The organism is Flavobacterium sp. CG_23.5 (genome assembly GCF_017875765.1).
Lineage (GTDB): Bacteria > Bacteroidota > Bacteroidia > Flavobacteriales > Flavobacteriaceae > Flavobacterium.
Genome location: NZ_JAGGNA010000001.1, coordinates 2,515,942 through 2,529,053, shown reverse-complemented (window position 1 = coordinate 2,529,053; position 13,112 = coordinate 2,515,942). Strand labels below are relative to the sequence as shown.

The window sequence follows — 13,112 nt, the reverse complement described above, 5'->3', positions numbered from 1 at the left end:
ACTCAAAATTATACAATTTTTAACATCTTGCCCACTTCAATAAATGCATTAATTGCCTTGTCTAAATGAGCAGTTGTGTGAGCCGCTGATAATTGAACTCTAATTCTCGCTTTATCCTTTGGAACTACAGGAAAAAAGAAGCCAATTACATAAATCCCTTTTTTCAACAACTCATTTGCCATGGTTTGCGATAATTTGGCATCATATAACATTACTGGCACGATTGCTGAATCGCCATCAATGATATCAAAACCTGCTTTCTTTATTCCTGCTTTGAAATAATTAGTATTCCATTCTAATTTATCACGCAAAACAGTATCTCTCTCTAATATTTCAAAAACTTTTATTGATGCACCTACAATAGCAGGAGCCAGAGAATTCGAAAATAAATAAGGTCTTGATCTTTGACGTAATATTTCAATAATTTCTTTTTTAGCAGTCGTGTAACCACCCATTGCTCCGCCTAAAGCTTTCCCTAATGTCCCGGTAACAATATCTACACGCCCCATCACACCCTTGGCTTCTAGTGTTCCTTTTCCGGTTGCACCTATAAATCCAGCTGCATGACATTCGTCAACCATTACCATAGCGTCATATTTATCAGCTAAATCACAAATTTTGTCCAGCGGCGCCACTACGCCATCCATAGAAAAAACTCCATCTGTCACAATTAATTTGAAACGAGTTCCAGCCTCAGTAGCTTTCATTAATTGTTTCTCTAAATCTTCCATATTGCTATTTTCATAGCGATAACGCGCTGCTTTACACAAACGAACGCCGTCAATAATAGAAGCATGATTCAAACTATCCGAAATAATACAATCTTGTTCTCCTAATAACGGTTCGAAAACACCACCATTAGCATCAAAAGCTGCTGCATAGAGAATAGTATCTTCGGTTCCGTAAAATTCAGATATCTTTTTTTCTAATGTCTTGTGAATATCCTGAGTTCCACAAATAAAACGCACGGATGACATTCCGAAACCATGTGTATCCAACGCATCTTTTGCAGCCTGAACCACCTCTGGATGCGAAGACAGTCCAAGATAATTGTTAGCACAAAAATTTAAAACGGTCTCACCTGTAGAAATCGTAATTTCGGCTCCTTGTGGTGAAGTGATAATTCTTTCTGATTTGAAAATTCCATTATCTACAATACTTTGAAGTTCTGATTGCAGGTGTTGTTGTATTTTTCCGTACATGATTTTATTAATGTTTAAGTTTTAAAGTTCTTGCCCTAAAGACATGAAAGTTCAAAGTTTATATTTTTCGGTTACAAATGTACTACATCGATTGCTGAACCTATATACACAAGTGCTTTTTTTACCACTTTATATCCCATTAATTCAATTGCACTTTGATAGTTCTCGAGTTGTAATTGGTATTTTGAATTGTGCGTTCCCGTTTTATAATCCAATAAAAACACTTCTTTATCTTTAGTCAAAACCATTCTATCCGGCTTGATAGTCTTCCCTTGCTTTTGGATTATGGTTTGTTCGTTTAAAACCTCATTTTCCTCAGAAAAATAAGTTGAAAGTTCACTATGATTAACAATTTCCTGAATGCTTTTATAAACAGTTTCTTTTTGACTAAAAGTGATCAATCCACTTTCAATGGATTTTGTAATGGCCAAATCCACATCGTTTTTCGTTTTCACAAAAGACAAAATTTCGTGAACTACATTCCCATATTCTATAGCTTCCTGTTGATACGTTCCCCACATTAAAGCTTCTCGCTGCGCAATTTTTATATTCTTTGGATTGAGAATTTCCAGAACCAAAGGAATTGTCTTGGAAGTATCGACATGCTTCTTTTCAATAGATAATTTTGTGGATTTCCCAATTTCGTATTCCAATTTACTTTCGTCAAATTGTCCTTTATTTATCAAATAATTAATAAAAAAGACACACATATTATTTTTAGGAATTTCTCCTTTTCGGGACAAATTCATATTGGAAATTACATACAATTGTTCTTCGGCACGAGTTAAAGCCACGTATAAAACATTGATGTTATCTAATAATTCCTCTTGTTTTTTTTGATTGTAAACTAACGATGCTTCCTCGCCAAAACCTTCAACGGCACTGCTATTATCAATTAAAACTTTGGGCAGACCAAAATCCTGTTCTTCGGCGTTGAGCCACAACTTATCTTTTGGCTTTCTTGAATAATCTTCTTCTGCAAAAGGAAAAATAACCACCGGAAATTCCAAACCTTTCGATTTGTGAATCGTCATAATCCGAACTGCATTATTACCTTCCGGTGAAGGAATACTGAATTTGTCGGCATTTTTATCCCAAAAATTCAAGAAGTCTGAAATTCCAGCTTGGTTCCGAATGTCTCGTTCGAGAACAATGTCTAGGAAATATTGGACGTAGGCATTACTTATTTTTGGATTTAGAAATTTTGAAATAATAACCTCGACAGCCTCATACAATGATTTTTTCCTGATGTTTTGAAATGAGAGTTCGACATTGAAACTCATTAACCATTTTTCGAAATCGGCTTCCTGCTTCTGTTCCATTCCTTTAGCAATGAAATCATGAACCGGTAATTGATCCTGACTGTTTTGAGCCAAATATTGAAGAAAGTTAGCTTTCGCCTCTAAATCCGAATTATTCTTTAAATACTTCAGCAAATGAATAATCAGTCGAACTTCAGTCGCGTTTTGTATCATCAAAGTTTCTGATGACAAAAGCGGAATTTTTTGTTCTGTCAAATAATTGGCAATCGCAATTCCCTGGCTTCGTTTTCTGGTCAAAATCACGATGTCTTTGTATTCAAAACCTTCCCGAATTACTTTTTGAATCGTATTTAATGTCGCCAAAACATACAATTCCGTTTTATCCAAGGCTTCTTCCTCTCCCGAAGCTTCGGGATTATCATCTATTTTCTCCACTTTTGGGATGAAAGAAATATTCACATAACCGCCCGTTTTATCGTTTGTCTTTTGGTGGCTGTGATTGGCATATAAATCTTTATAATCTAAATGTTCGAATTCATTCGATAATAATTGAAAAAAGTCATTGTTGAATTCAATTACCTGCGAATACGAACGATAGTTTTTATCTAAATGTTCCAGAACTTTCTCCGGATTATTAAACGGATTTTGATCTTTACTCAAATCGATAAATTGTTCTGCTTTCCCGCCACGCCATCTATAAATGGACTGTTTTGGATCGCCCACAATCATCAAAGTTCCTTTTTCGCCATCAATTTCGCTAGATGTGGCGTTATCTATAAGCGGAATCAGGTTTTGCCATTGCATTTCGGATGTGTCCTGAAATTCGTCAATAAAAAAATGACGGTAACGTTCCCCTAATCTTTCATATATAAAAGGAGCAGGTTGATTTTGAATTTCCCTGTGAATTATTGCATTAAATTCGGAAATGGAAAGTACGTTTTGCTCGCTTTGGATTTTTGCCAATTCATTACTAACCGTATTCAACAATGACAAAGGCGTAATGTTTTTCAGGAAAGCTTTGTAAAAATCTCGCTTTTCGAAAGTTTTATAAATCCGGTCCAAAATCTGTAATAATTCCGGGATTATGTTTTCAATAATTGCTCTATCTTTGGCGGTTTTATTGATTTTTATATCATCAAATTCGTGGTAGGTTTTGTTTTTTGGATTGAATTTTCCTTCTTGAATGCTTACCAAATGTTTTGGGAAATGTCCTGCCGAAAATGATTTAATATCAATTCCATTTTTTTCTATTAACGCCAATGCTTCTTCCGCAAAAACAACACTTTCTTTTTCCAAAACTTTGCAAGCCTCAGCCAATTTTGCTTTTATTGCAACAAAATCGGCTATGGATTTATCTTGAAAATGCGTGATTTCGTTTCTATTATTTTCATTGAGAACCAAACGACCGGTATCGAGAATCTCTCGTGAAATATCCCAAGATTTGTCATCATCGGTTTTTTCCATCGTAAAATCGATCAACAACTTTGTCAATGTTTCATCTTCTCCGGCTTGCGCTATAATGGCATCAACGGCTTCAACCAACAAATTTTCGGTATCTAAAGTGACTTCAAAAGTCATGGGCAAACCTAAATCATGAGCAAACGCCCGAATGACTTTATGCGTGAATTTATCAATCGTAGAAATATCAAACGCGGCATAATTATGAATAATGTGCTTGATGATTTGTTGCGATTTGGTTTTAACTTCAATAAGAGAAAGCCCAATTGGCTCTTCGCTCCATTCCTCAGGATTGTCTATTTTTCTTTTACCCTCCACCAAATCCTGCATTAAAGCCTGTGATTTTGGGCTTGGCTCGTCTTTGGCAAATTCAGAAAGACTGCCTACGATGCGGCTTTTCATTTCGTGCACCGCTTTGTTGGTAAACGTAATGGCGAGAATGTTGCGATAGGCATCATTTTTCTTGGCAACAAGAATAATTTTTAAATATTCTTTGACTAATGCATAGGTTTTTCCGGAACCGGCTGATGCGTCGTATATGGAGAAGGAAGGTCTTTGCATCTAGATTTTAGATTTCTGATTAACGATTTTAGATTTCTGATTTAAGATTAGCTTTCTAATTTCCTAAATCTCCTAGCCCTGATGGAAACGACATCCTTTCTTGCCGGTTTTCGGCAGGAAAGATATAGTGAACAGCAGGAAATAGCTCCTAAAAACAGAACTATTAACAGGTTACTTTTAAAATTTGTCCCGAAACTTCGGGATAAACCTTAAAAGTAGTATTTTTGCAGCATGGAAACAAATAGACAGAAAAAAATAGGTGGGGTGATCCAAAAAGATTTGGTTGATATTCTGCAAGGTGAAGTGAGAAAAAACGGAGTTAGTAATTTGATAATTTCGGTATCCAAGGTTGTTGTAACTTCAGATTTATCTGTGGCTACGGTGCATTTAAGTGTTTTTCCTCAGGATAAAGCAAAAGAGATTTTAGAGGCGGTTAAGTCGAATTCTAAAACGATAAAACATGATTTATCACAAAGAGTACGTTTGCAATTGAGAAAAGTGCCTAATTTGGTTTTCTTTATTGATGACTCTTTAGATTACATTGAAAAAATTGACAATGCCTTAGCGAACAGAGATAATCCTATAGAAAACAGAGATCTTTTGGATAAACGCAGATTTCAATAAAATTTGAATTTTCCTCTTTACATAGCCAAACGCTATATTCTTAGCAACAGCAAAAACAACGCTATTAATATCATCAATCGCATTGCCAGCATGGGAATTATTGTGGGGGCGATGGCTTTGTTTGTGGTTTTATCCGTTTTTAGTGGACTGAAAGTTTTTAGTCTTTCGTTTACCAATGACATTGATCCGGATTTAAAAATAAGCAGCACTTTAGGGAAATCATTTTTTATTTCTCCCACTCAGGAAAGCCAAATTAAGAAAATTGATGGTCTTGCTTCGTATACCAAAATAATTGAAGAACGGGTCTTATTTACTTTTGACGGAAAACAAGAAGTTACTTATCTGAAAGGTGTTGATGCCAATTTCAGTAAAGTTAATGCAATTAAAAAAAAGCTTTTTAATGGTCAGTGGCTGAAACCGGATACGTATCAAGTGGTTGTTGGTTATGGAATTGCCCAGAAGTTTTCGATGGGTTTACTCGATTTTAATAATCAATTGGAAGTTTTGGTCCCAAAGCCAGGAAAAGGCACCATCGAAAATCAAGAACAAGCCTTTAACAAAACTGATATTATTCCTGTTGGTATTTATGCCATCAGCGAAGATTTAGACTCAAAATATGTTTTTGCCGATTTAGGTTTAGCGCAAGAATTATTGGAATACAAAACCAATCAGATTTCCGGAATTGAAATAAAAGAGAAACCGGGAGCGGATGAAAATGCTATTATCAGCCAACTACAAACTATTTTCAATACTAAAATTACCGTAAAAAATAGGGCTCAGCTTAATGAATCGCTCTATAAAATGTTGAATACTGAAAATATAGCCGTGTATTTAATATTTACTTTGGTCATTGTTGTGGCGCTTTTTAACTTGATTGGCGCTTTAATTATGATGATTTTGGACAAAAAAGGAAATCTAAAAACTCTTTTTAATTTGGGAACAGAAATCAAGGATTTGCGAAAAATATTCCTGCTTCAAGGTACTTTATTGAGTGTTTTTGGCGGGATTATCGGGCTGGTTTTAGGAATTATAATTGTGTTACTGCAACAACAATTTGAACTTATTATGATAACACCGACACTGGCTTATCCTGTAATTTTCAATTTAGAAAATGTACTAATTGTTATGGCAACCATCGTTACGCTTGGGTTTGTGGCTTCACTTATTGCGAGTAGTCGTGTAAGTAAAAAATTGTTGGAATAGTTTTTTACCGCTAATTCGCTAGTTTTTTAAAAAGATTAATCTTCAAATTTATCGGCTCTTTTTAATAAGATCAACAACTATAAATTAGTGGAATTCGTATTAAAAATATCTGGTTACACTACCTCATAACCCGCATATGACTCTTCAATTTCATTCAAAGCGGCGAACAATTCTTCAGGACTATCTAGCGTTACTAATTTTTGTTTGTGGGTTTTAAAAGAATGTATTCCTTTAAAATAATTGGTATAATGAGGACGCGTTTCAACAATTCCTAGTCTTTCTCCTTTCCATTCCATCGCCCAAGTGAGGTGATTTCGAACCGCTTCAACTCTATCAATAACGGTAGGTTTAGCCAAATGCTCTCCTGTTTTGAAATAATGTTTGATTTCGTTAAAAATCCACGGGTAACCGATCGCAGCACGACCAATCATGATTCCGTCAATACCGTATTCATTTTTATATTGTAATGCTTTTTCGGGAGAATCGATATCGCCGTTGCCAAAAATAGGCATTGTAATTCTTGGGTTATTTTTTACTCGGGCAATATGCGACCAATCGGAATGGCCCTTATACATTTGGGCACGCGTTCTGGCGTGAATGCTTAAAGCGGCAACACCAATGTCTTGCAAACGCTCCGCAACCTCATCGATATTGATGGAATTATCATCCCAACCCAAACGGGTTTTTACGGTTACTGGCAAATGGGTGCTATCAATAACGGCTTTCGTTAAGCGAATCATTAAATCAACATCTTTCAGGACTCCGGCTCCGGCGCCTTTGCAAACGACTTTTTTAACAGGACATCCAAAGTTAATATCGATCAAATCCGGATTTACCGCAGAAACAATTTTAGACGACATCGCCATGGCTTCCTCGTCACCACCAAAAATCTGAATCCCAACGGGACGCTCATAATCGAAAATATCTAATTTCATTCGGCTTTTGATGGCGTCGCGAATCAATCCTTCGGATGAAATGAATTCGGAGTACATCAAATCGGCACCATGCATCTTGCACAATCTGCGGTATGGAGGGTCACTCACATCTTCCATAGGTGCAAGAAGTAATGGGAAATCAGGTAATTCTATGTTGCCAATCTTGACCATCTGCTTAATTTTTGTGCAAAATTACAACTTTTAGATGAATCACCGATTGCAAGAAGAGAAAAGACTTAGCAGTAAACCTTTTAGTTTGTAAATTCTAGGCTTTGAAGCTATTGATTTTAGCGTATATTTGCAGATTAATTGTCGCGGTTTGCGAATGTGCGTGAGGGATAGAAGAGGAAATCCTTTTCCTTTTTTCTTTAAAAAGGAAAAGATTGAACGAATAGCCCGACCGAGCTGGAACGATAGTGGAAGAGAGGTCACGCCCTGAAATTAATTCAGGACAAACCCAAAATAAAATTGATACTTACAGAAAATGAAACATATTAGGAATTTTTGCATTATTGCACATATTGATCACGGGAAAAGTACGCTTGCTGACCGTTTACTTGGGGCAACTCAAACGGTTACCGCTCGTGAAGAAAAGGCGCAATTGCTAGATAACATGGATTTGGAACGCGAACGCGGGATTACGATTAAGAGTCACGCAATTCAGATGGAATATACTTATAAAGGCCAGGAATACATCCTGAATTTGATTGATACTCCAGGACACGTGGATTTTTCGTATGAGGTTTCTCGTTCTATTGCGGCTTGCGAAGGCGCGCTTTTGATTGTAGATGCTGCACAAAGTATCCAAGCACAAACGATTTCGAATTTGTATTTGGCTTTAGAAAACGACTTGGAAATTATTCCGGTTTTGAATAAAGTGGATTTACCAAGTGCCAATCCAGAGGAAGTAAGTGACGATATTATTGATTTACTTGGATGTAAATTGGAAGATATAATTCATGCTTCGGGTAAAACTGGTTTTGGTGTAGAAAATATATTGGCAGCGATTATCGAAAAAATTCCACCTCCATCCGGAAATGTGGATGAGCCGTTACAAGCCTTGATTTTTGACTCGCATTACAATCCGTTTAGAGGAATTGAAGTTATTTTCCGTGTGAAAAACGGACAAATAAAAAAAGGTCAAAAGATTAAATTCATGGCTACCGGAAATGAATATTTTGCAGACGAAATTGGTACCTTGAAATTGAATCAAGTTCCCAAACAAGTAATTTCAGCCGGTGATGTTGGGTATTTAATTTCTGGAATTAAAGAAGCAAAAGAAGTAAAAGTGGGTGATACGTTGACGGATGCAAAAACACCAACAACGAATATAATTAAAGGTTTTGAAGATGTGAAACCAATGGTTTTTGCGGGAATTTATCCTGTAGATACTGAAGATTATGAAGAGTTGAGAAACTCTATGGAAAAACTACAGTTGAATGATGCTTCGTTGGTATTTTTACCGGAAAGTTCGGCAGCTTTAGGATTTGGTTTCCGTTGTGGATTCTTGGGAATGTTACACATGGAAATTATTCAGGAGCGTTTAGAGCGTGAGTTCAATATGACTGTTATCACAACAGTTCCCAACGTTTCGTATTTGGCTTACACCAAAAAAGATCCTACGACACCACTTATTGTAAACAATCCTTCGGACTTGCCTGAGCCTTCTCGTTTAGACCATGTTGAAGAACCTTTTATAAAAGCAACTATCATTACAAAATCCGATTATGTTGGGAATGTAATGAGTCTGTGTATCGAAAAACGAGGTTTGATTACCAACCAAACGTATTTGACAACAGAACGTGTTGAATTGACTTTCGATATGCCTTTGGCAGAGATTGTATTTGATTTTTACGATCGTTTGAAAACGGTTTCTAAAGGATATGCTTCGTTTGATTATACACCAATCGGAATGAGAACGTCTAATTTGGTTAAAGTGGATATCTTATTGAACGCAACGATAGTCGATGCTTTGTCCTCTTTGATGCATGCCGATAATGCGTATCAAATTGGTAAAAAAATGTGTGAGAAATTGAGAGAATTGATTCCTCGTCAACAATTTGACATTCCTATCCAAGCTGCTATTGGGGTTAAAGTTATCTCACGCGAAACCATCAAAGCCTTACGTAAAGATGTTACGGCCAAATGTTATGGTGGGGATATTTCACGTAAACGTAAATTATTGGAAAAACAGAAAAAGGGTAAAAAACGTATGAGACTGGTTGGAAATGTTGAGATTCCACAAGAAGCGTTTATGGCGGTTTTGAAATTGAATGATTAAAGCCCCCTAATCCGAGAGGGAGGAATTAGGATGAATAAAAAAAAATCCCGCTAAAGTGATTTAGCAGGATTAGTATTTTGCACAGAGGACAAGATTAACTCAGTTGATTCCGCATAGGGAGCCTCATAAGGAAACTAATGCTTTGCAATACATGTCTCTTCCTTTTTTGATCTAAACGCTTAGCCAAACAAAAAAATGGCACACTATTAATTAAAAAATGCTTCCCGTTCAGGAAGCATTTTTTATTTGCAGAGAGGATGGGAACGAAACCTTCTTATTTTATCTAATTTCATATAACTTTATAACATTCTAAAAACATTAAAAAAACTTTACAAAGGTTTGATTTTATTGACTTTGTTGTGTTTTTGTGTTGATTTTGTTAAATTTTAAAAAATCGGCAAATTAGATAAATGTTGCCCCTATGTTGGCACTATTAAGAAAAACATTATATTTTTTATTTATATTTGATAATTAATAAATCTAAATTATTAAAAATATGGCTACTTTTAAATATTTCACAAAAGGCGACAACAATCCAACTACAATTTATTTAAGATTTACACAAGGTCGAAAATTTGATTTAAAAAAAACCACATCACTTTTAATAAATCCAAAATATTGGAATAACAAAAAAGGCGAGGTTAAACAAGTTGAGGAATTTAGTGATAAAACAAATTTTCAAAATAGATTAAACGAATTAGAAACTATTATTGTAAACGGGTTTAATACTGATTATTCAAATGGAATTATTATAAATTCAAATTGGATAGATGATAAAATAAAATCATTTTTAAATCAAAGCAAAGAAACCGATTTAATATATTTTAAAGATTATGCAGAGCATTATTTAAAAAACCTACCAAACATAGTTAGAAAAAACGGTGTAACGGGCGTTACTGATGCTACTTTGTCAAAATTTGGTACAATAGTAAAAAAAATTGAAGGCTTTGAAACCTACCAAAAAAAACGATATAAATTAACGGATGTTGATTTAAAATTTCATAAAGATTTTATTTACTATTTGCACGATGTCGAAAAATTAGGTTTTAATACAACTGGAAAATATTTGATGTTTGTGAAAACAATTGTTTTGGATGCTAAAAAAAACGGTTTTCCTTTTAATCCTGATATTTTAAAAGAAGACTTTAGAGCAACCAAAGAAAAAACAACTTTTATTACACTTTCAGAAAAAGAAATTGATTTAGTTTTTAATCATAATTTCAGTAAAAACCCAAGTTTAGACAATGCTCGAAACTGGTTAATAATTGGCGTTTGGACTGGAGCAAGAGCGGGCGATTTATTGAATTTTACAAAGAAAAAAATTAAAGATAATTTTATAGAATACGTTGCACAAAAAACAGATCAAAAAATAGTTTTACCGTTACATTGGCAAGTAAAACAAATTATAGAAAATTGTAACGGTTTGCCTCATAAAATTTCAACTCAAAAATATAACGATTATATTAAATTAGTTTGTCAAGAAATTGGACTTAATGAAAAAATTGAAGGTGCAAAAAGTATAGATATTAATAATATAAAAGGCGAAAAAGCAAAAAAACCGAAAATTTGGCGAAAACAAAAAGGGACTTATAAAAAATGGGAGCTTGTAAGCACCCATATTGGAAGGCGGTCTTTTGCTACTAACCATTACGGAAAATTACCTACACCCGTTATAATGTCGGCAACGGGGCACACAACAGAAAAAATGCTACTCGGATATATTGGAAAATCCTCACAAGACAATGCGAAAATATTAAAAGATTACTGGAATAAATTGGAACAAATTAGAGCGGAAAAAACCGTTTTACAAATCGCTAAATAATTCAATTATGAAAATAAAAAAGTGCTTTTTTAACTAAAGGTGCTTTTTTTATGGTATAAATCAGCAAAGAACTTGAAATGCAAAGCTGGGCAAACTTTGGCTCACAAATACGTTAACAACCTTCCAAAAGTGGATAAATCAATTTGACTTTCACTTTCATTAAAATCCTTCCAGTATTAGATAAACCACTTTGGCTTTGAAGGATTGAAACGGAAGCAACTACTTGTATTATTCAGCAAAGAAGTTGAAATGCAAAGCTGGGCAAACTTTGGCTCACAAATACGTTAACAACCTTCCAAAAGTGGATAAATCAATTTGACTTTCACTTTCATTAAAATCCTTCCAGTATTAGATAAACCACTTTAGCTTTGAAGGATTGAAACGGAAGCAACTACTGGCATTATTCAACAAAGAAGTAGAAACATAACGCTGGGCAAACTTTGGATCACAATTGCATTAACAACATACCGAACTCAATAAATCAATTTGGCTTTGAAGGATTGAAACGGAAGCAACTACTGGCACTATTCAACAAAGAAGTAGAAACATAACGCTGGGCAAACTTTGGATCACAATTGCGTTAACAACCTTCCAAAAGTGGATAAATCAATTTGACTTTGAAGGATTGAAACGGAAGCAACTACTGGCATTATTCAACAAAAAAGTAGTAACATAACGCTGGGCAAACTTTGGCCCACAATTGCATTAACAACCTTCCAAAAGTGGATAAATCAATTTGACTTTCACTTTCATTAAAATCCTTCCAGTATTAGATAAACCACTTTAGCTTTGAAGGATTGAAACGGAAGCAACTACTGGCATTATTCAACAAAGAAGTAGAAACATAACGCTGGGCAAACTTTGGATCACAAATACGTTAACAACCTTCCAAAAGTGGATAAATCAATTTGACTTTCACTTTCATTAAAATCCTTCCAGTATTAGATAAACCACTTTGGCTTTGAAGGATTGAAACGGAAGCAACTACTGGCATTATTCAACAAAAAAGTAGTAACATAACGCTGGGCAAACTTTGGCCCACAATTGCATTAACAACCTTCCAAAAGTGGATAAATCAATTTGACTTTCACTTTCATTAAAATCCTTCCAGTATTAGATAAACCACTTTAGCTTTGAAGGATTGAAACGGAAGCAACTTCTGGCATTATTCAACAAAGAAGTAGAAACATAACGCTGGGCAAACTTTGGCTCACAAATACGTTAACAACCTTCCAAAAGTGGATAAATCAATTTGACTTTCACTTTCATTAAAATCCTTCCAGTATTAGATAAACCACTTTGGCTTTGAAGGATTGAAACGGAAGCAACTACTGGCATTATTCAACAAAGAAGTAGAAACATAACGCTGGGCAAACTTTGGCTCACAAATACGTTAACAACCTTCCAAAAGTGGATAAATCAATTTGACTTTCACTTTCATTAAAATCCTTCCAGTATTAGATAAACCACTTTGGCTTTGAAGGATTGAAACGGAAGCAACTACTGGCATTATTCAACAAAGAAGTAGAAACATAACGCTGGGCAAACTTTGGATCACAATTGCATTAACAACATACCGAACTCAATAAATCAATTTGGCTTTGAAGGATTGAAACGGAAGCAACTACTGGCACTATTCAACAAAGAACTTGAAATGCAAAGCTGGGCAAACTTTGGATCACAATTGCGTTAACAACCTTCCAAAAGTGGATAAATCAATTTGACTTTGAAGGATTGAAACGGAAGCAACTACTGGCATTATTC

7 protein-coding genes are annotated in these 13,112 nt (G+C 34.9%); 4 read left to right on the top strand and 3 right to left on the bottom strand.

Annotated features, from left to right (window positions below; genetic code table 11):
• Nucleotides 1-8: 8 nt before the first annotated feature.
• Nucleotides 9-1,202 carry a glycine C-acetyltransferase gene (gene kbl / locus H4V97_RS10880; protein WP_209549718.1) on the bottom strand — a complete coding sequence of 398 codons (1,194 nt, stop codon included), beginning with the start codon at nucleotides 1,200-1,202 and terminating at the stop codon, nucleotides 9-11.
• Between the two features lie 71 nt (nucleotides 1,203-1,273).
• A complete protein-coding gene (locus H4V97_RS10875) occupies nucleotides 1,274-4,483 on the bottom strand; it encodes a UvrD-helicase domain-containing protein (protein WP_209549717.1) in 3,210 nt (1,069 codons plus the stop codon).
• 231 nt (nucleotides 4,484-4,714) lie between these two features.
• On the opposite strand from H4V97_RS10875, the gene rbfA reads away from it, so the two are divergent.
• Nucleotides 4,715-5,107, top strand: a complete 393-nt coding sequence (gene rbfA / locus H4V97_RS10870; RefSeq protein WP_073352883.1) for a 30S ribosome-binding factor RbfA — start codon at nucleotides 4,715-4,717, stop codon at nucleotides 5,105-5,107.
• A gap of 3 nt (nucleotides 5,108-5,110) precedes the next feature.
• Entirely contained in the window at nucleotides 5,111-6,310 is a 1,200-nt protein-coding gene (locus H4V97_RS10865) for an ABC transporter permease (RefSeq protein WP_209549716.1), read from the top strand.
• A gap of 113 nt (nucleotides 6,311-6,423) precedes the next feature.
• Here H4V97_RS10865 and dusB read toward each other — a convergent pair whose 3' ends face one another.
• A complete protein-coding gene (gene dusB, locus H4V97_RS10860; protein ID WP_209549715.1) occupies nucleotides 6,424-7,416 on the bottom strand; it encodes a tRNA dihydrouridine synthase DusB in 993 nt (330 codons plus the stop codon).
• A 313-nt stretch (nucleotides 7,417-7,729) separates the two neighbouring features.
• Between dusB and lepA the strand changes: the two genes are divergently transcribed.
• Nucleotides 7,730-9,526: a translation elongation factor 4 gene (gene lepA, locus H4V97_RS10855; protein WP_196851253.1), complete on the top strand. Its 1,797-nt coding sequence runs from the start codon at nucleotides 7,730-7,732 to the stop codon at nucleotides 9,524-9,526.
• Between the two features lie 496 nt (nucleotides 9,527-10,022).
• Nucleotides 10,023-11,348 carry a phage integrase SAM-like domain-containing protein gene (locus tag H4V97_RS10850; protein WP_209549714.1) on the top strand — a complete coding sequence of 442 codons (1,326 nt, stop codon included), beginning with the start codon at nucleotides 10,023-10,025 and terminating at the stop codon, nucleotides 11,346-11,348.
• Nucleotides 11,349-13,112: the final 1,764 nt, after the last annotated feature.

What these genes read in the sequence shown, in the direction of transcription:
- rbfA (WP_073352883.1), top strand. Translation starts at nt 4,715, where the DNA reads ATGGAAACAAATAGACAGAAAAAAATAGGTGGGGTGATCCAAAAAGAT.
- H4V97_RS10875 (WP_209549717.1), bottom strand. Translation starts at nt 4,483, where the DNA reads ATGCAAAGACCTTCCTTCTCCATATACGACGCATCAGCCGGTTCCGGA.
- kbl (WP_209549718.1), bottom strand. Translation starts at nt 1,202, where the DNA reads ATGTACGGAAAAATACAACAACACCTGCAATCAGAACTTCAAAGTATT.
- lepA (WP_196851253.1), top strand. Translation starts at nt 7,730, where the DNA reads ATGAAACATATTAGGAATTTTTGCATTATTGCACATATTGATCACGGG.
- dusB (WP_209549715.1), bottom strand. Translation starts at nt 7,416, where the DNA reads ATGGTCAAGATTGGCAACATAGAATTACCTGATTTCCCATTACTTCTT.
- H4V97_RS10850 (WP_209549714.1), top strand. Translation starts at nt 10,023, where the DNA reads ATGGCTACTTTTAAATATTTCACAAAAGGCGACAACAATCCAACTACA.